Here is an 18,436-nt window from a genome sequence, read left to right as displayed (position 1 = left end):
TTCCAGCAGAGCTTTCCTCCAGTAGAGCCTTCACAGAAAAGAACAGATGAAGCGCAAGGGAACCGGCCCCGACGGCCTGGTCATCGTGGACAAGCCGGAGGGCATCACCTCGCACGGGGTGGTCGCCAAACTGCGGTGGCTGGCCGGCACCCGCAAGGTCGGCCACGCCGGCACGCTGGACCCGATGGCCACCGGCGTGCTGGTCATCGGGGTCGAGCGGGCCACCCGGCTGCTCGGCCATCTGATGCTCACCGCCAAGACGTACGAGGCGACCATCAGGCTCGGCCAGACCACCGTCACCGACGACCGGGAGGGCGAGGTCACCGCGTCCGTCCCGGCCGACGGTGTGACCGGGGAGGCCGTCGACGCCGGGATCGCCGCGCTCACCGGCGAGATCATGCAGGTGCCGTCCAAGGTCAGCGCGATCAAGATCGACGGCAGGCGTTCGTACGCGCGGGTGCGCGAGGGCGAGGAGTTCGAGCTGGCGGCCCGGCCGACCACGATCCACTCCTTCACCGTGCACGAGCGGCGGGCGGCCGTCGCCGAGGACGGTACGCCGGTGGTCGACCTGGACGTCACCGTCGAGTGCTCCTCCGGCACCTACATCCGGGCGCTGGCCCGCGATCTCGGCGCCGGGCTCGGCGTCGGCGGTCACCTCACCGCGCTGCGGCGCACCAGGGTCGGCCCGTACGGGGTGGAGTCGGCGCGGACCCTGGAGCAGCTGGAGGAAGGGGTGACCGGCGGTACGGGGCTGGAGGTGCTGCCGATCGGCGCGGCCGCGGCGGCCGCCTTCCCGCGCTGGGACCTCGACGCCGAGCAGGCCGAGCTGCTCTCCCACGGTGCCCGGCTGAAGGCCCCCGGGCTGGGGGTGGACGGACCGGTCGCGGTGTTCGGGCCGGACGACCGCTTCCTGGCCCTGGTGGAGGAGAAGGGCGGGCAGGCGAAGCCGCTCGCCGTCTTCGTGGGCTGACCCGGCGGGGCCGCGCAGCGGGCGGATTCGCGTCCAAGTTCACTCGCACGGGGGAGCGCGCGAGGTGAACGCCGGTGGTGAACGGCGCAGGCGCGGTCGGGCCGCGCCTGCGGCGGGCAGGCTCCCCGGCGGCGAGCAGGTCGCCGTGACGCGTCCGCCCCCGGGCCGCCCGGCCCTGCGGGGAGGGCTGCGCGCATGCCGGGATTCCTGGACGGCGACGAGGTGGCGGACGATCCGGGGCGGTACCTGCTGCGGATCCGCGACCTCGGCGGACGGCTGCACGGGCTGGGGTTCGTCGTCGACCCGCAGGGCACCGTCCTGACCGCGCACGAGAGTGTCGCGGGCCTCGACCGGGTCGTCCTGCACACCCCCGGCGGCCAGACCCGCGTCCTCGGCCCGGAGAGCGTCCTGCCGCTGCCCGGGCACGGGCTCGCCCTGCTGCGCACCGACGCCGTCGGCGGGCTGCCGGTACCGCCACTGCCGGTCGCGGCGGCGGGCGGCGGGCCCGAACCGGTGGTGCCCGGGCTGACCGGGGACGACACGGCGGTGGCCCTGCGCTGCGACGCCCTGGGGGTCACCGCCGCCGGCTACGCCCGGCCGGGCGGCTTCCACCTGCTCGGCGGGGTACTGCTGCTCGATGTGCCGGCCGCCGACGGCGTGCTGGTGCCGGCCGGGGCGCCGGTGCTGGACGCCCGCAGCGGCGCGGTGGTCGGCCTCGCCGCGCCCGCCCTGCGCGGCCCCGGGCGGGCCGGCGCGCTGCCGGCCGTACCCGCGACCGGCGGGCCGGGGGAGCCCGCGCCGGAACTGCTGGCGGCGCTGGCCCGGAACGCGGTCGGCGTCCCGGCGTACGGCACCGCGCTCAACCTCGCCGGGGTGCTGCGGCTGACCGCCGCCCGGCTGGCGGCCGCCGGCGCCGGCCCGGGCCGGGTGGCCGCCCTCGCCGCCGACCGGGTGGACCGTCCGGACGGCCTGGCCGGGGAGGAGCCGTCGGCGACGGTCACCGCCCTGGCCGGCCCGGCCGGCAGCGGCCGCACCACCGAACTCGCCGCGCTCGCCGTCCGCCGTGCCGACGGCGCCCACCCGCTGCCCACGCTCTGGCTGCGCGGCGCCGACCTGCGGGCCGAGGACGCCTCACTCGCCGACGCGGTGGAGCGCGCACTGGCTCTGGCGGCGGCGGAGCTGGGCACCCCGCCGCCGGGACCGGCCGCCGTGGCGGAGCTCTGCACGGCGGCGGGGCGGCCGCTGCTGGTGGTTCTGGACGGTCCCGAGGAGGCCCCGGCCCCGCTCGGCGCCCCCTGGCTGCGGGCAGCGGGGGAGTGGCTGACGGCCTGCGGCGCGCGGTTGCTGACGGCCTGCGGGGAGGAGGCCTGGGAACGGCTTGCGGCGGTCCCGGCAGGCGTCCAAGTGCCGGATGCCTCGGGCGGGTTGGCGGCCGCCTCGGTCGTCCACCCGCTGGGCCCGCTGCCCGCCGAGGCGGCCGACCGGGTGCGGCGGCGGTACGGGGTGCCGCCCGGCCTGCTCTCCCCGGGGGACGCCCGGCACCCGCTGGCCGTCCGGCTGGCCGGGGAGCTGTGGGCGGAGGGCCTGCGCGGCCAGCCGGTGCGCCGGGGCGAGCTGTTCGCGGCCCACCTCGACCTGCGCTGCCTGCGGGTGGCCCAGCGGCTCGCCGAGGACGGTGGCCTCCGCCGCCCGGGCGCCCACCGGCGGGGCAGCGCCCGGCCGCCCGGCCCCGGGCACGGCCGGGTGCGGCGGCTGGCGGCGGCGGTGGCCGGCCGGGTGCACGAGGCGTCCCGGCGGATGCTCGGCGCGGAGCAGGGCGGCCTCGGCCGGGCGGCGTTCGAGGAACTGTTCCCAGCCGCCGGCGGCTGGGCGACGGCGGTGCTGGCGGAGGGCCTGTTCGTGCCCGCCGGTCCCGGCTACCGGCTCGCGCACGGCGAACTGTCCGACTGGCTGCAGGGCCTGCACCTGGACCTGGACGCGGCGCTGCGGCTGCTGCTGGGCGAGGCCGAGGACACCCGGCCGCCGGGCGGCGGCCCGGGCGTCCCCCGGCACCGGATCGGCCCGGTGGTGGCCGCGCTCCGGCGACCGGCCGAGACCTGGGGCGCGCCCGCCCTCGACCCCTGGCTGCACCGGCTCTGGCGGGCCCTGGACCTCCGGCCGCCCGGCAGCGAACCCGGCTGGTGGGCGGGCCGGTTGCTGGCCGCCGGGCTGGCGGCCAGCCCGGACATCACCGAACACCGCGCCCTGCTTGCCCAGTTGGCCGGACGGATCGCCGAACACGCCGCCGCCGCAGGCGGGTTCGAACGGCTGCCGGAGGACGGCCTGGGCCGGTTCGGCCCGGCGTTCTGGACCGGCCTCGGGCTGCCCGCCGGCCTCGAACTGGAGCTGCTGCGCCGGCTGGTCACCGCGGACGGACCCGGGCAGCCGTTCCTGGCCGTGGTGACCGCCCGGCTGCGCACCGACCCGGCCGCCGTGATCCCGCACCTGTGCGGCTGGTTCGACGACCCGCACGGCCTGCCCGCCCGCCCCGGTACCACCCTCGCCGACCTCGCCCACGACCTGCTGTACGCCCACCGCAGCCTCGCGCTGGACGATCTGACGGAGGCCCTCGCCGACGCCGCGCACCCGAGGGCGGACGCGCTGCTCACCGTCCTCGCCGCCGAGGAGCCCTCCGCGCTCTGCCGGGCGGTGGACCGCTGGAGCCACGACCGGCGCCCGGCCCGCCACGTCGCCGCCGCCGTGCACGCCCTGCGCGCCGCCCCGCACGCGCACGGCGCCGCGGAGCGGCTGCTGCGGTTCACCGCGCTGACGCTGCTCGCCCGCGAGGAGGAGCCCGGCCTGCACGGCGCCGCGCTCGCCCTGCTGGTCCGGGACGGCGGAACCAGGGCCGCCCACCTCCCGGCGGCCCTGGCCCGCTACCGGAGCGGCGGTGACCCCTTTCTCACCGCACGTGCGCTGGCCCCGGCGCTGGAGAGCGACCCGGACGCCGTCCTCGCCGCCCTCGCGGACCGGCTGCCCGAGCCCGGCGCGGCGGTCGCCGAAACCCTGCGGGTGCTGGCCGACGCCCGCTCGCCGCTGGCCGTCCGGCGGGGCGCCGAGCTGGCCGCCCGGCTGCTGAGGGAGCGTCCGGCCCTGGCCGGGCCGATCGCGGTGGACTACCTGGGCCGCCGGCTGGAGCGCGGCGCCGCCGGGCCGGTCGCCCGGCTGGAGCTGCGGGTGCTGCTCGGCAGCGCGCTGGCGGCTCCGGCGGCGGCCGTCCGCCGGCCGTTCGCGGAGGTGCTGTCGGCCCCCGTCGCCGAGGCCGGCGCGGACGCCCTGCGGTGCGAACTGCTGGACACCCTGCTGGTCACCGAGGGCGACCCGGTGGTGCTGACCGCCGTCGTGGAGCGGCTGGCCGAGCACTGCGCGGCCGAGCGCCCGGAGCGGGCCCGGGCGGTGCTGGTCCGGGCGGCGGCCGCACTGCCGGCGGCGGACGACCTGCTGGTGCGCTGCGCCGGCCGCTCGGCGGCCTTCGCACTGCTGCTGGCGCGGTGGCCGGACGGCGGCGCCCCGGCCGCGCCCGGCGGGCCCCGGACGGCCAGGATGCGGGGCCTGGTGGCGGCCGGCCGTGACCCGCGGTACGCCGCCGCCGAGGCCGAACGCACAACCGCCCAGCGGTCCGGACAGCCGCCGGTACGCCCAACCCGCATTCCGGTGCCGAACCAGGGGCAGGCGCATGGCACGCTATAGGGGTTCGGGTTTTGAGCGTTTGAGCGTACAGAAGGTACGCGCCGTACGGATCAAGGAGCGGTCAGGGTGCAGCGCTGGCGTGGCCTGGAGGAGATCCCCGCCGACTGGGGGCGCAGCGTCGTCACCATCGGCTCGTTCGACGGTGTGCACCGCGGGCACCAGCTGATCATCAACCGGGCGGTCGGGCGCGCCCGTGAGCTCGGGGTCCGCTCGGTCGTGGTCACCTTCGACCCGCACCCGAGCGAGGTCGTCCGCCCGGGCAGCCACCCGGCGCTGCTCGCCCCGCAGCCGCGCCGGGCCGAGCTGATCGAGGAGCTCGGGGTGGACGCCGTCCTGGTGCTGCCGTTCACCGCCGAGTTCTCGCAGGAGGCCCCGGAGACCTTCGTCCAGCAGGTGCTGGTGGACGCGCTGCACGCGCGCGGTGTCATCGAGGGACCGAACTTCCGTTTCGGGCACCGGGCGGCCGGCGACGTGGCGCTCCTCGCCGAGCTGGGCCGGGCGGCCGGCTTCGACGTCGAGGTCGTCGACCTCCAGGTGCGCGGCACGGCCGGGGACGGCGAGCCGTTCTCGTCCACGCTGACCCGGCGGCTGGTCGCGGCCGGCGACATGGCCGGCGCGGGTGAGGTGCTGGGCCGCCCGCACCGGGTCGAGGGCGTGGTGGTGCGCGGCGCGCAGCGCGGCCGCGAGCTGGGCTACCCGACGGCCAATGTGGAGACGGTGCCGCACAGCGCCGTCCCGGCCGACGGCGTCTACGCGGGCTGGCTGACGGCCGACGGGGAGCGGATGCCCGCCGCGATCTCGGTGGGTACCAACCCGACCTTCGACGGCACCGCCCGCACCGTCGAGGCCTACGCCATCGACCGGGTCGGCCTGGACCTGTACGGGCTGCACGTGGCCGTCGACTTCCTCGCCTATCTGCGCGGGATGGAGAAGTTCGACTCCATCGAGGCGCTGCTGGACCGGATGGCCGACGACGTCAAGCAGGCCCGCGAGCTGACCGACGGGCTCTGACCGACGCGCTTCGGGCGCGGCCCGTCGTACGGGCGCGCACGAGGGCCCGCCGACCGTTCCGTACGGTCGGCGGGCCCTCGTGCGTCACTGCTGCGGCTGCTGGGGCGGCGGCGGGTAGCCGTATCCGGCGGGCGGTGCGGGCGGCGGGGGCTGCCGGTCGTCGGGCCTGGGCCCCTCCGGTCCGGCGGCGGGCCAGGAGGGCGGGTAGCCGTAGCCGACGGGCGGCGGCGGGGGCTGCTGCTGCCAGCCCGGCTGGGGTGGCTGTGCGCCCGGCTGCGGGTAGCCGTAACCGGGCGGGGGCGGCGGGGCCTGGCCCGGCGGCGGGGCCCACGGCGCGCCGGGCGCGGGCGCGCCGCCCTGGTGGCCGCCGGGAGCCTGCTGGTACGGCGGCGGGGCCTGCTGCGGGTAGGGCTGCTGCTGCGGGTCCGGGTAGGGCTGGGCCTGGCCCGGGTAGGGCGCGGTGCCCTGCTGGGCCTGCTGCTGCCAGCCGGCCTGCTGCTGGGCGGCGGCCTGGTGGGCGCGGATGATGTCCTCGCCGACGAGGGTGGCCAGGTCGAAGTAGGCCTCGCGGACCTTGGGCCGCATCATGTCGAGGTTGACCTCGGCGCCGGCCGCCAGGCTCTCGTCGAACGGGACCACGACCACGCCCCGGCACCGGGTCTGGAAGTGCGCGACGATGTCCTCGACCTTGATCATCTTGCTGGTCTCGCGCACCCCGGACACCACCGTGATGCTGCGCTGCACCAGGTCGGCGTAGCCGTGGGCGGAGAGCCAGTCCAGGGTGGTCGAGGCGCTGGAGGCGCCGTCCACGCTCGGCGTCGAGACGATGATCAGCTGGTCGGCCAGGTCCAGCACCCCGCGCATCGCGCTGTAGAGCAGGCCGGTGCCGGAGTCGGTCAGGATGATCGGGTACTGGCGGCCCAGGACGTCGATGACCTGCCGGTAGTCCGAGTCGTTGAAGGTCGTCGAGACGGCCGGGTCGACGTCGTTCGCCAGGATCTCCAGGCCCGAGTTCAGGTCCTGCGAGGTGAACTGACGGATGTCCATGTAACTGCGCAGGTGCGGGATGGCCGTCACCAGGTCGCGGATGGTCGCGCCGGTCTGGCGCTTGACCCGGCGGCCGAGGGTGCCGGCGTCCGGGTTGGCGTCGATCGCGATCACCTTGTCCTGGCGCTCGCTGGCCAGGGTCGCGCCCAGCGCGGTGGTGGTCGTGGTCTTGCCGACGCCGCCCTTGAGGCTGATCACGGCGATCCGGTAGCAGCTCAGCACCGGGGTGCGGATGATCTCCAGCTTGCGGTTGCGCTCGGCCGCGGCGGCCTTGCCGCCGAACTGGAAGCGCGGCTGCTGGCGTTGCTGCTTCGGCTGGCTGCGCAGCAGGCGGTCCGAGGACAGCTCGACGGCGGCGGTGTAGCCGAGCGGCGCGCCGTGCGCGACCTGCTGCGGGGCGGCGGACTGCTGGAACGCGGCGGGCGCCTGCGGGACGCCGGACTGCTGCTGCCACGGCTGGCCCGGGCCCGGCGGCTGGGCCTGCTGGTGCGGGAGCGGCTGCTGGTACGCGGCCGGCTGCGGCCAGCCGCCCTGGCGCGGGTCGACCGGGGCGGCCTGCGGGCCGGGAGCCTGGGGCGCCTGCGGGGCCGCGGCCTGCGGGGTGGCCCAGGCGGGGGCCTGCTGGTCCTGGGGGTGCGGCTGCGGCGGCTGGGCCTGCTGCGGGTAGGCCTGCTGCGGGTACGGCTGCGGGGCGTACGGGTCGGCGTACGGCTGCGCCTGCTGCGGGGCCGGGGGCTGCGCGACGGGCGGTTGGGCGACGGGCGGCTGGGCCGGGCCCGGCTGCTGGTACGCCGCGGGGTCCGTCGGCGGCCAGGGCTGGGCCGGGGCCTGCGGGTGCTCCGGAGCGGGCGGGGGCGCCGGGGCCGGCGCGGGAGCCGTCGGCGTGGCGAACGGGACCTGCTGCGCCTCGACCTGAGGCGCGGGCGCGGGGGCAGGGGCCGGGACCGCCTCCGGCACGGGCACCGGTGCGGGAGCCGGAGCCGGAACAGCGGCGGCCGGCGGCGCGGCGGGACCGTCCGCCGGGAGGACGAACTGCGCGGCCGGCCCGGCCGGTACCGGGGCGGCGGCAGGCGCAGGCGCGGGTGCGGGCACGGGATCCGGGACGGGCACCGCCACCGGCGCGGACGCGGCCTGACCGCCCCCCGCCGCCGGAGCGCCGGCCCCGCCCGGCGGCCCGGGCGCCGGCCCCGGCGCCGTCGGGGCACCGCTCGCGGGCTCGGCCGCCGGAGCCGCCGCGGACTCCGTCTGCACGTACCAGGACGGGGGAGTGTAGTCAGGCGTGTCGGACCAGTCGTCGTCGTCCTCCGCCGCGTTGTCGCCGACGTAGACGCCGTCCCGATCGCTGCTCACCTAGGGCTCCCTCGTGTTCGCCGCCGCTCTTTCGCGGTGCCGTTGCCGCATCAAAGACTAGGCCGTGAGCCACCTTCCGATGAAGGCGGAGTCTCATCCGGTCCGGGCCCGCGACCCCGGCGCGCGGCCTCAGTCCATCCGCCGCGGAGCGCCCAGGACCTGCTGCTCGGCCGGCCCGGGGACGGTCCGCACATACTGACGGCGCATCCGGGTCGCCCAGAGCGTCAGGTCCTCGCCGAGGCCGGGCAGCGCGGTGACGTCCTGCGGGTCGAGCGAGAGCACCCGGCCGATCAGCTCGGCCTCCTGCGGGGAGACCCGCTGCACCCCGACCAGGTCGGCGGAGTTGAGCACCCGGCCCGCGTTGGGCCCCAGGTACGGCAGCAGGGTCAGGGTGGTCTGCCAGGGCGCGGCGGAGAGCCGGCCGCGCGGCGGCCGGGCGCCGAGGTCGCGCACCACCAGCACCGGGGAGGCCACCGAGGCGCCCTGCGGGCCGAGGCGGCCGACCTGGTGGACCGTCACACACGGCTGCCCGCCGCCGGCGGCCTGCGCCATCGGGCCCCACAGCTGCGCGCGGCCGGTCTCGACGGCGACCCGGGCGCCGGTGGCGGCCGCCCGCAACGCGATGACCTGCGCCGTCCAGACCCCGCCGACCAGGACCAGGTCGTACGCGGTGGGCCGGAACAGGCCGAGGACGGCGGGCTGCCCCTGCGGGTCCTCGCCGATCACCACCCCGTCGTCACCGACCGGGAAGGAGAGCGCACCGAGGTCCTCGGCGGTCAGGACGTGCTTCTCCCGGCGCGGGCCGCGCAGCCCGAAGCCGGGCAGGACGCGGGGCCGGACCGGGTGCTGTTCGGCGCCGGGCTGCGGACCGGGGACGGGATAGGTCTGGTACGCCATCAGGAGGTCCCTCCCAGGGGCAGGGTGGCGAGCAGGCCGGGGGCCTGCTCCAGGTCGAGCCGGGACAGGCCGAGGCCGACGCCCTGCGCGCGCGCCTCCACCAGCCGCCCGACCTGGACCACCTCGCTCTCGCTGCGCCCGGTCAGCCGGACGTGCCCGCTGATCGTCACCGAGCCGCCGGTGCCGTGCCCGGCGGTCAGGCTGAAGGTGCTGGCCAGCGCGGGGGTGCCGGTGACCAGGTTGACCAGGTCGGGGGCGGCGATCCGCCCGGGGGCGCCGCCCGGCCGGCTGAGCTGCGGCCACCGGGAGATCCAGTAGGTGCTGTGCCAGCGGTCGTCGATCCGCCAGAACCGGTTGCCCTCCTGGGTCCGGCGGCCGCTGCCGCCGCCGCTCGCCGTGCCCTGTCGTCCGGCCACGGCGAGCGGGTTGGCGCAGGTGGAGATGGAGAGTGCGGCGATCAGCTCGCGTTCGTCCAGCACGGTCGCGTGGAAACCGGCGCTGTTGAGCCGGCCGGCCAGCTGGTCGGTGACCCGTTGGAGGGCCTTGCGGGCGCCCTCCTCGCCACCGCCCCGGGCCCGGACGGCGGTGGCGGCCCGCTCGGGGTCGAGCTTGAGCGCCACCCAGGTCAGCCGCAGTCCGGGGGTGGTGGTGCCGGCCGGGAGCTCCTGGTAGGCGCGGGTGGCCAGCGACTGTTCGGGCAGGTGCGGCGCGGGCGCCGGCTGGGTGTGCTGGACCAGTTGGACCGACTCCAGCGTGATGTCGTCCACCCGCAGGGCCGAGCAGATCACGTCCAGCGGCAGCGGCAGCGCGGTCCGCACCGGGCGCAGCGGCTGGTCCTTGGCCTGGACGAGCAGCACCGAGCTGAGGAAGGTGCCGTCGCCGACCATGCCGGTCTCGCGGCGCACCGGGCGGCCGCCGAGGTCGGTCTCGGTGGCGTGGGTGCAGGTGCGCAGCGCGGGTTCCAGCTCCAGCGCCGGGGCGAGGGCCGGGTCGGTGCCGGCCGGGAGCGTGCTGGTGCGGGCCTGCTTCCGACGGGCCTTCAGGGCGGCGCGCACCCGCAGCGCCTCGGGGATGGTGCGGCCGCGCAGCGGGACGACGGCGAGCACGACCAGCGCCAGCGCGACCGCGCCGAAGGCGCCGGCGACCGGCCTGCTGATCGTCCATCCGACCGCCACGAGCGCCACCGCGACCTCGACCAGCACGAGTTGCTGGAGCCTCAGCCGCCCGCCGAGCAGCCCGGGCCTGGGGTGGACCCGTACCGGGACGGGGGCGCCGGGGCCGTCGGCGGGCGCGGGCGCGGTGGCCGGGCCCGGCTCGCGCTGCGCCCGGTGGCCGGGGCGGCGCGCCCCCCTGCCCGGTGCCGTGCTGCGGCCTCCTGGAGCGGTCTGGCTTGGCATCCCCCGAGTGGCCCTCTCTGATCAGTTGTCGCGGCCCGGCTGGCCGGTTCGCGAACCGTACCCGTACCGTACTCACCGTCTGCTGCCGCATCGTAGAGGGTTCGAGGGTGCTCTCGCCCGGCGGGTGCGGACCACGGGGTATGTCGGTCAGACAGGGGAGACGACGAGCATGGCATCGCGCCGCGACGAGCTGAACGCCTACACCTTCGCGCGCAAGCGCACGGTCGGGGCCTTCCTGCTGCCCGGGGGCGGCGGAAGTGACGAGGACGCGCCGCGTCCGGTCAAGGCGATCCTGCCGAGCGTCGTCGTGGCGGCCCTGGTGGTCGGCGGGTTCGGGGTCTGGGGGGTCTTCAAGCCGAGTGCGCCGGTGAACTGGGACGACGGCAAGAACGTCGTCCAGGGCAAGAGTTCGACCACCCGGTACGTGGTGCTGACCGATCCGGACGGCCGGACCAAGCGGCTCCACCAGGTGCTCAACATGTCCTCGGCGCGGCTGGTGCTGCCGGTGGACGCCAAGGTGGTGGTGGTCGCCGACGAGGTCCTCGACAAGTACCCCAACCACGGTCCGACGATCGGCATCCCGTACGCGCCGGACAAGTTGCCCACCAAGGACAACGCGAGCAGGCCGATGAAGTGGTCGGTCTGCGACCGCCCCGGCTCGGACGACAAGCAGGAGACCGTCAACCAGGCGGTGTTCGTGGCGGCCGGTGCCGAGGCCGCGGCGCTGGAGGCCAAGGACCGGATCCTGGACACCGACCAGGCGCTGCTGGTGCAGCAGAAGGACGAGCAGCAGGTGGCCGCGCAGCCGGGCCCGGGTGAGCCGCCGCTCAAGCAGAGCACCCTGAACATCTACCTGGTGGACGCGCAGGGCCGTAAGCACGCCATCGGTGGCACCCAGACGGAGGACAAGGAGAAGAGGTCGCTGATAACGGCGATCTTCGGACCCAACGCGGAGCCGCAGCGGGTGAAGCGGGAGTGGCTGGACACCCTGGCGACCGGCAGCGCGATCCAGTTCCCGCAGGTAGAGGGGGTGGCCGCGGAGCCGCAGGCGCCCAACTCCTCGGTGGCGCTGGAGAACCAGGCGGACCGCAAGGTCGGTCGGCTGGTGCGTTACGGCGACCGCAACTACGTCGTCGGAAAGACCCAGTTGTTCCTGGTCACGCCGTTCGAGGCGCAGTTGATCCGTCAGAACCCGGCGTATCAGGGCCTCTACAAGTTCGACCAGGACAAGCAGCCGCGGATCGACGAGCTCACCCCGGCCGACCACGCGACGTACGGCAACGGCACCAGGCTGAAGAACCCGGGCGAGGACTGGCCGCTCAGGACGGGCGCGCCGGCCAACAACTGGCAGGCGCCCGCCGGGGCGCGCAAGGTCGTCTGCAGCACCTTCGACGGGGTCGCCGAGGACGGCAAGACGCCCCGGCGCAGCGTCTGGGCGGGGCAGGATTACCCGGCGCAGTACAGCAACGGCGCCGGGTCGGCACATGTGACGCCCGGTCACGGCCTGTTCTACCGCGCGCTGGACAACGGGACCGGCGGCTCCGGCAGCGACTTCCTGATCACCGAGACCGGCCTGCGCTACTCGGTCCCCGCCAACGGCGACGGCGGCAAGGCCGGGACGGCCGCGCAGCCCGGCCAGAGCGGCACGCCCAAGGCGCCGTCGACGGCGCCCAGTACGCCGGCCGCGGCACCGCAGCAGCCGCAGCCGCAGGAGGAGGCCGGCGGCAACCAGGCCCGGCTCGGCTACCAGGGCGTGCAGCCCGTGCCGGTCCCCCGGGAGTGGTCGAACCTGGTGCCGGCCGGACCGGCGCTCAACGCCAGGAGCGCGGCGCAGCAGCAGAACGCCTGACCCGCCCTGCCCGGCAGGGGAATTGGCGGACCCGGTCCGGTGTCATGGTCCGGTAACCGCCGTCCGGCCGGGGTTGGGTGAGCTGCGTGTGCCGACTACAGTGCTGCTGGGCATCACACGGGTGATGCGACGGGCGGGCCGGGAAGGCCCCCCGGACACAATGTCTGTCTCATGGGGGACGGTAGAGCATGGGTCAGTTCAAGACGACCGCTCAGGAGATGCTGGCGTTCGCCAAGCACATGGATCAGGTCATCGGCCAGATCGAGGGCGAGATCCGCGCGTTGGACCAGCTGGTGACCAACATCACCGGCGGGTGGCAGGGCCAGGCGGCCACCGCCTACAAGGGCCTCCAGGCGCAGTTCAACGAGGACGCGGTCGAGCTCAACAAGTCACTGCGGGCGATCAAGAGCGCGATCGAGCTGACGACCAAGCAGTACTCGGCCACCGACGCGGACCAGCAGGCCCAGTTCAGTGCCGGCAAGGTCTGATTCCTCGCTCTGACCGGCCATCCGTCGGAGCGCCCCGGTCGATGACGGGGTGCTCCGGATCCTCGACAAGGAGACATCGTGTCCGACTCGCACATTCTCGTTAACTTCGAAACCGTCAAGCAGGCCGGCGCCGACGTGCGCGCCACCGCGAAGCGGATCGAGAGCCAGCTGGAGGAGCTGAAGAGCGGCGTCAACAAGATCGCCTCCAGCTGGGAGGGCGCGGCCCAGCAGGGCTACCAGGCCCACCAGGCGAAGTGGGACCAGCGCGCCACGCACCTGCAGCAGGTCCTGACCCAGATCGCCGGCTCGCTGGACAAGGCCGCGGACAGCTACAACGCCACCGAGCGGAGCAACGCCGGCCTCTGGGGCTGACGAGGGTCCCGCCCCGGCCGGGGCGGTGAGCGACTCCGCCGCGAGGGGCGGGTGCCCGGCATCCGGGCACCCGCCCCTGGCACGCGATCACGGGTGGACGACATGAGGGGTGGCAGGGTGTCCGGAGTCAGATACCGGAAGGCGGCCGCGACGCTGGCCGCGCTCACGGTGCTGGGCGGTCCGCTGGCCGCCCCGGCGTCCGCCGACGCACCCCAGCCCGGTCTGGCCGCCGCCGGCGACTGCCCCAACCCCGCGCCCAATGTGCAGGTCGTGCCGTGGGCGCTGCAGCGCGTGGTGCTCGACGAGGTCTGGCAGGGCGGGCAGACCACGGGCGCGGGCGTCACCGTCGCGGTGATCGACACCGGGGTGGACGACCAGAACCCGCAGCTGGCCGGCAAGGTCGTCGACGGGGGTTCGCTGCTGAAGGACAAGGAGAAGGGCACCGTCCTCGGCACCGGCAGGGAGGACCCGGTCGGCCACGGCACCAAGGTGGCCGGCATCGTCGCCGCCGCCCGCAGCGACCGGACCGGCTTCGTCGGGCTGGCCCCCGGCGCGACCATCCTGTCGATCCGTCAGAACGACAGCGAGGGCAGCGGCGACGTCTCCACCCTCGTCGAGGCGATCTACAAGGCGCTGCAGGCCGGTGCCAGGGTCATCAACATCTCGCAGGACGTGCGCGGCGCCGGCGGCACGGCCTTCGCCGGCTATCCGGAGCTGAAGGCCGCCATCGACGCCGCCGAGGCGAAGGAGGCCGTGGTCGTCGCCTCGACCGGCAACGACGGCAAGGAGGGCGACACCTATCCCGGGGCCTTCCCGACCGTGCTCGCCGTCGGCGCCTCCGACCGCAACAACGAGCGCGCGGGCTTCTCGCAGTACGGCGAGTTCGTGAAGGTCGCCGCGCCCGGTGTCGACATGCTCTCGACCGTCCCCAAGGGCGGCCAGTGCGTCGACAACGGCACCAGCTTCGCCGCCCCGTACGTGTCCGGGCTCGCCGCGCTGCTGATCGGCGCCCACCCGAAGTGGAAGGCCCGGCAGGTCCGCGCCTGGATCGAGCAGACCGCGCAGCGCACCGAGCACGGCCCGAACCGCTTCATCGGCTGGGGCGTGGTGGACCCGCTGAAGGCCGTCACCAAGGCGCCCGAGGTGGCACCGGAGAAGGCTTCCGAGGACACCCCCGTCGAGCTGGCCGCCGCCCCGATCGTGCCGCGGCCGGTCGGCCTCGGCGAGACCCAGGCCGACCGCGACGGCCGCACCGCGACCTATGTACTGGCCGTCGGAGGCCTGCTCGTCGCGCTGCTCATCGGCGGTGGCGTGGTGCTCAGGGACCGCCGTCGGAGCCCCGGGGACTGACCCGGGAGCCGTTCGAAAACCCATCCGGATCCGTCTGTAACATCCGGCCCCGCTCACCGCATCCAAAAGATGTCAGTGACAGTCGGCGGGGGGACAGGACGGATGCGGCGGATCGGCGCCACACGGCAGGCCAAGGACGCGGAGTTCCTGGAACTCGTGTCGGGCCGGACCGGTCATCTGTACCGCTCGGCCTGCCTGCTGACCAGCGGAGACACCCACCACGCGGAGGACCTCGTCCAGGAGGCCCTCGGCCGGATGTACGTCCTCTGGCGCCGCAGCGCGTGGACCGGCGGACGGGACCGGATCGTCAATCCCGGGGCGTACGCCCACACCGTGATGGTGCGCACCTTTCTCGCCCAGCAGCGCCGCCGCTCCAGCACCGAGCGCCCCACCGGTGACCTCCCCGAACCGGAGGTGCGCGAGGCGGACAGCACGCTGCGGCTGACGCTGCTCGGCGCGCTCGCCCGGCTGCCGGCCAAGGACCGGGCGGTGCTGGTGCTGCGCTACTGGGAGGACCGCAGCGTCGAGGAGACCGCCGAGGTGCTGCGGTGCTCCTCCGGCGCGGTGCGCACCCGTACCTCCCGCGCGCTGTCCCGGCTGCGCGGCCTGCTCGGCGACTCGTTCGCGGAGCTGGCCGCCCGCTGAGCCGACCGGGCCCGTTGAGTCCGTAGATCCCGCTGAGCCCGCTGAGTGCCCGAGCTCCGCCACCGACCGACCCCGTGACCGAAAGAAGCGGTGATCACCCATGTCCGAGCAGGACAGATTCGAAGACGACGTCGTCTACGCCCTCACCCGTACCGGTGAAGGCTTCCGCACCGAGCAGGCCCCGCTGGTCTCCGGCGGCCTGGACCGTGGCCGCCGCCGCTGGCGCCGCCGCTCGGCCGCCGCGGTGGTGAGCGGTACGGCCGCCCTGGCCGTGGTGGCCACCGGCGCGGTGTACCTCTCCGGCTCCGCCGGGAACTCCCCGGCCGGCACGGTGCTCACCGCGGCCGCCGAGCCGGCGGCCGGCAGCGGCACCGGGACCGGAGGCGGTACGGGCTCCGCCTCCCCGACGCCGTCCGGCTCCGCGACCGCCGAACCGCCGGTGATCACCGGGGACGAGGTGCTGGCCACCTTCAAGGCGCTGCTGCCGAAGGGGACGGTGTCCAACGGTTCCGGGCGGGGTACCGACGACAGCAGCGGACCGGGCAACGGCACCTTCGCGGCCGCGGACCTGGTTTTCGACGACGGTCAGGGCAAGTCCTTGATCTCGGTCGCGATTCAGAAGCACCGCAAGGGCCAGTCGCAGCCGCGCACCTGCCCGGCCGACCTCAAGACCGCCCGGCTCGACTCCTGCGCCGTCACCGTCCTGCCGGACGGTTCCCGGCTGCTGCTCAGCCAGGGCTACGAGTACCCCGATCACCGGGCCGACACCAAGCAGTGGCTGGCGCAGCTGGCCGGGCCGGACGGCCGGGAGATCCTGGTGAGCGAGTGGAACTCGCCGCAGGAGAAGGGGGCGCCGGACAGCCGCCGCAATCCGCCGCTCGGCCTCGACCAGCTGAAGTCCGTGGCCACTGACAAGTCCTGGGACCGGATCGTCGCGGCGGTCCAGTACGACGGGGTCGACACCGAGCCGCTGGACACGGGCCTCTCGCTGGAGGACCGCGAGGCCGTCTTCGCCGGGCTGCTGCCCGCCGGGGCGCGCGTGACCGCCCGCGACGGCAGCCAGATCTACGCCACCTTCCAGGTGAGCAGCGGGACCACGACCGGCCCGGTGATCCTGAAGGTCGAGAACTGGTCGAAGCAGGCCGGCGACACGCAGCTGGGGGAGCTGTTCAAGGACGCGACCACGCTGCCCGACGGGACGAAGGTGGTCGAGTACGGCCCTGGTTCCGCCAAGGCGGGCTCGGCCCAGCCGATGGTGGACACCCTCCACCCGGGCGGCCTGCGGGTCATGGTCACCCTCGGTTCCGGCCCCGCCAAGGGCGGTCGGACCGCGGGCGTACTGACCCTCGACCAGCTCAGGGCGATCGCCACCAGTGCGCAGTGGAAGCTCAGGAAGTGACCACGCCGTAGGAGACGGCAGTGCCCCGGGCCAGGGGGAGCCCGGGGCACTGCCGTGTGGGGGAGGGGTGGGGTCTCAGGCCTGCTGCTCGTCCTCGGGGAGGCTGATCACCCAGTGGCTGTCCTGCCGGGGGCGCAGGTAGAACAGCCAGTAGAGGGTGGCGGCGGCGGTGATGCCGCCGGTCCACAGCAGGGGTTCGGTGTCCAGCTGGGTGATGATGTAGACCAGCAGCGCGATCAGCACCACCGGGACGGCCGGCCACAGCGGCATCCGCCAGGCGGCGGCGTGCTTGTGGTGGGCGCGGCGGGAGAGCAGCGCGGCGATCGCGACCAGCAGGTACATCCCGGTGACGGCGACGCCGGTGATGTTGCTGAGCAGCTCGCCCGGGACGAAGCAGAGGGCGGCGCCGGGGAGGCCGACGGCGAGGGTGGCGACCCACGGGGAGCCGAACCGGCCCAGGGTGCCGAAGGCCTTGTTGACCGGCTCGGGCCAGGCCTTGTCACGGGCGGAGGCGAACAGCACCCGGGAGTTCTGGATCACCATGACGATGCCGGCGTTGATGATGGCCAGCGCCACGCAGAGGCTGATGAAGGTGCCGACGGCGGAGTTGCTCCAGGCCGTGACCATGCCGGAGATGTCACCGGAGCTGAGGGTGGCCAGGTCGGGGGCGCCCATGGTGATGGCGGCGACCGGGATCAGGAGGACGGCGGCGGAGATGCCGAGCGTCCACAGCACGGTGCGGGAGACGTTGCGGCGCGGGTTCTCCAGTTCCTCGGAGAGGTAGACCGCGGTGGAGAAGCCCTGGGTGATGAAGAGCGCGATGCCGAGTGCGCCGATGATGGCGCCGATGCTCACCGTGGTGGTGGCGCCGCCCTCGCCGGCGACCACGCCGTGCAGCAGGCTGGGCGCGTCGCCGTTGGCGTGGGCGAAGCCGAGCACCGAGACGACACCGGCGGCGATGACCTCCAGGACCAGGAAGATGCCGGTGATCCAGGCGTTGGCCCGCAGGTCCAGCAGACCGGCCAGGGTGGCGGCCAGCATCACCGCGGCGCCCGCGATCGCCTTGTCGACGTGCAGCACCGGGGCGAGGTAGTCGGCCGTGCCCAGGGCGATCACCGAGGGGACGATCATCACCACGATCAGCGAGAGCACGAAGACCAGCCAGCCGGCCAGTCGCCCGGCCAGGGTGCCGACCATCGCGTACTCGCCGCCGGCGCTGGGGATCAGGGTGCCGAGCTCGGAGTAGCAGAAGGCGACGGCGATACAGAGCACCGAGCCGATCGCGATGGCCAGGGCGGTGGCGCTGCCGATGCTGGAGAACAGCTCCGGGACGATCACGAAGAGCGTGGAGGCCGGGGTGACACAGGACAGCGTGAGCAGGGTGCCGCCCACGACGCCGATCGAGCGCTTGAGCTTCTGGGGGGAGGCGGTTGCGCCCTCGGTCGCCGCAGCGGGGGCTACGGCGAGTGGTGGGCGAAGCGTGTCGGTCATGTGGCTTCCGATCGGCTCTGTGCGGTCCTGGAGAGGGAGCGGTATCGCCTCCGCCGGCTGGCTGCTCTGGGTCCTGGTTCTGAACGCTCCCTGGCCGCCATGGAACCTTGGCCGTATTGATTGCGTCAATGGCGGAATTGCTTCGGAATCCGTTGCGGCAAGCGGCATAAACATGCGATCTGATGATCACTCACGGTCATTGTCATGCATGTCCGACTTGTTACTTTCGCCGCACCGTGCCTGAATCCAAGGTGAACGGAGTGTTGCAAGCGCCCATTCAAAGGCTGGGGTGGGGTGTGGCAGCGACTGCCCAGGCGCCCCTCCCGTGTCCGCCGTCCTCCCAGGTCGCAACGGGAACCGCAGCGACACGCCGTAAAGATCTAGGTAACGTTTCAGTAGCTGGGACGCCGAAGGGGCCGGGCTCCTCCGAACCCGACCCCT

The 18,436-nt window shown here is 74.9% G+C and carries 13 protein-coding genes; 9 read left to right on the top strand and 4 right to left on the bottom strand.

Annotated features, from left to right (window positions below):
- Positions 1 to 46 precede the first annotated feature (46 nt).
- From truB to ACIQIB_RS31585, 3 genes are all read left to right on the top strand, one after another.
- Positions 47 to 970, top strand: coding sequence for a tRNA pseudouridine(55) synthase TruB (gene truB / locus ACIQIB_RS31595; RefSeq protein WP_363611190.1), 924 nt, complete (start codon positions 47 to 49; stop codon positions 968 to 970).
- A 195-nt stretch (positions 971 to 1,165) separates the two neighbouring features.
- Complete coding sequence (locus ACIQIB_RS31590; RefSeq protein ID WP_400762171.1) at positions 1,166 to 4,699, top strand: serine protease; 3,534 nt, start codon at positions 1,166 to 1,168, stop codon at positions 4,697 to 4,699.
- 66 nt (positions 4,700 to 4,765) lie between these two features.
- The gene (locus tag ACIQIB_RS31585) at positions 4,766 to 5,710 is read left to right on the top strand and encodes a bifunctional riboflavin kinase/FAD synthetase (protein WP_363611194.1); all 945 of its coding nucleotides are present in this window, start codon (positions 4,766 to 4,768) and stop codon (positions 5,708 to 5,710) included.
- 84 nt (positions 5,711 to 5,794) lie between these two features.
- Here the strand turns inward: ACIQIB_RS31585 and ACIQIB_RS31580 are convergent, their stop codons facing one another.
- The 3 genes from ACIQIB_RS31580 to eccE all read right to left on the bottom strand — a co-directional run bounded on the left by ACIQIB_RS31580 (position 5,795) and on the right by eccE (position 10,401).
- A complete protein-coding gene (locus tag ACIQIB_RS31580) occupies positions 5,795 to 8,107 on the bottom strand; it encodes an AAA family ATPase (RefSeq protein WP_400762169.1) in 2,313 nt (770 codons plus the stop codon).
- Positions 8,108 to 8,236: 129 nt separating this feature from the next.
- Entirely contained in the window at positions 8,237 to 9,004 is a 768-nt protein-coding gene (locus ACIQIB_RS31575; protein WP_400762167.1) for a hypothetical protein, read from the bottom strand.
- Complete coding sequence (eccE, locus tag ACIQIB_RS31570) at positions 9,004 to 10,401, bottom strand: type VII secretion protein EccE (RefSeq protein ID WP_400659105.1); 1,398 nt, start codon at positions 10,399 to 10,401, stop codon at positions 9,004 to 9,006. Before eccE ends, ACIQIB_RS31575 begins: the two co-directional genes overlap by 1 nt.
- A gap of 169 nt (positions 10,402 to 10,570) precedes the next feature.
- Between eccE and ACIQIB_RS31565 the strand changes: the two genes are divergently transcribed.
- The 6 genes from ACIQIB_RS31565 (at position 10,571) to ACIQIB_RS31540 (ending at position 16,504) form a co-directional block, all read left to right on the top strand.
- Positions 10,571 to 12,250: a type VII secretion protein EccB gene (locus tag ACIQIB_RS31565; protein ID WP_363611202.1), complete on the top strand. Its 1,680-nt coding sequence runs from the start codon at positions 10,571 to 10,573 to the stop codon at positions 12,248 to 12,250.
- Positions 12,251 to 12,438: 188 nt separating this feature from the next.
- Positions 12,439 to 12,738 (top strand): WXG100 family type VII secretion target, encoded by a 300-nt coding sequence (locus ACIQIB_RS31560; protein ID WP_363611204.1) that lies wholly within the window; start codon positions 12,439 to 12,441, stop codon positions 12,736 to 12,738.
- 78 nt (positions 12,739 to 12,816) lie between these two features.
- Positions 12,817 to 13,110 carry a WXG100 family type VII secretion target gene (locus ACIQIB_RS31555; RefSeq protein ID WP_363611207.1) on the top strand — a complete coding sequence of 98 codons (294 nt, stop codon included), beginning with the start codon at positions 12,817 to 12,819 and terminating at the stop codon, positions 13,108 to 13,110.
- A gap of 117 nt (positions 13,111 to 13,227) precedes the next feature.
- A complete protein-coding gene (gene mycP, locus ACIQIB_RS31550) occupies positions 13,228 to 14,460 on the top strand; it encodes a type VII secretion-associated serine protease mycosin (protein ID WP_400659110.1) in 1,233 nt (410 codons plus the stop codon).
- Between the two features lie 69 nt (positions 14,461 to 14,529).
- Positions 14,530 to 15,105 carry a SigE family RNA polymerase sigma factor gene (locus ACIQIB_RS31545; protein WP_363611211.1) on the top strand — a complete coding sequence of 192 codons (576 nt, stop codon included), beginning with the start codon at positions 14,530 to 14,532 and terminating at the stop codon, positions 15,103 to 15,105.
- 100 nt (positions 15,106 to 15,205) lie between these two features.
- The gene (locus ACIQIB_RS31540; RefSeq protein ID WP_400659113.1) at positions 15,206 to 16,504 is read left to right on the top strand and encodes a hypothetical protein; all 1,299 of its coding nucleotides are present in this window, start codon (positions 15,206 to 15,208) and stop codon (positions 16,502 to 16,504) included.
- Positions 16,505 to 16,579: 75 nt separating this feature from the next.
- On the opposite strand, the gene ACIQIB_RS31535 is transcribed toward ACIQIB_RS31540, so the two are convergent.
- Positions 16,580 to 17,995 carry an APC family permease gene (locus ACIQIB_RS31535; RefSeq protein ID WP_363611215.1) on the bottom strand — a complete coding sequence of 472 codons (1,416 nt, stop codon included), beginning with the start codon at positions 17,993 to 17,995 and terminating at the stop codon, positions 16,580 to 16,582.
- Positions 17,996 to 18,436: the final 441 nt, after the last annotated feature.

Source organism: Kitasatospora sp. NPDC092286, assembly GCF_044755565.1.
GTDB lineage: Bacteria > Actinomycetota > Actinomycetes > Streptomycetales > Streptomycetaceae > Kitasatospora.
The sequence above is the reverse complement of the archived record's forward strand: the minus strand, read 5'-3'. Positions and strand labels throughout refer to the sequence as shown.

Excerpts from the sequence above, each read along its gene's own strand:
- truB (WP_363611190.1), top strand. The coding sequence starts at position 47 with ATGAAGCGCAAGGGAACCGGCCCCGACGGCCTGGTCATCGTGGACAAG.
- ACIQIB_RS31590 (WP_400762171.1), top strand. The coding sequence starts at position 1,166 with ATGCCGGGATTCCTGGACGGCGACGAGGTGGCGGACGATCCGGGGCGG.
- ACIQIB_RS31575 (WP_400762167.1), bottom strand. The coding sequence starts at position 9,004 with ATGGCGTACCAGACCTATCCCGTCCCCGGTCCGCAGCCCGGCGCCGAA.
- eccE (WP_400659105.1), bottom strand. The coding sequence starts at position 10,401 with ATGCCAAGCCAGACCGCTCCAGGAGGCCGCAGCACGGCACCGGGCAGG.
- ACIQIB_RS31565 (WP_363611202.1), top strand. The coding sequence starts at position 10,571 with ATGGCATCGCGCCGCGACGAGCTGAACGCCTACACCTTCGCGCGCAAG.
- ACIQIB_RS31560 (WP_363611204.1), top strand. The coding sequence starts at position 12,439 with ATGGGTCAGTTCAAGACGACCGCTCAGGAGATGCTGGCGTTCGCCAAG.
- ACIQIB_RS31545 (WP_363611211.1), top strand. The coding sequence starts at position 14,530 with ATGTCAGTGACAGTCGGCGGGGGGACAGGACGGATGCGGCGGATCGGC.
- ACIQIB_RS31540 (WP_400659113.1), top strand. The coding sequence starts at position 15,206 with ATGTCCGAGCAGGACAGATTCGAAGACGACGTCGTCTACGCCCTCACC.
- ACIQIB_RS31535 (WP_363611215.1), bottom strand. The coding sequence starts at position 17,995 with ATGACCGACACGCTTCGCCCACCACTCGCCGTAGCCCCCGCTGCGGCG.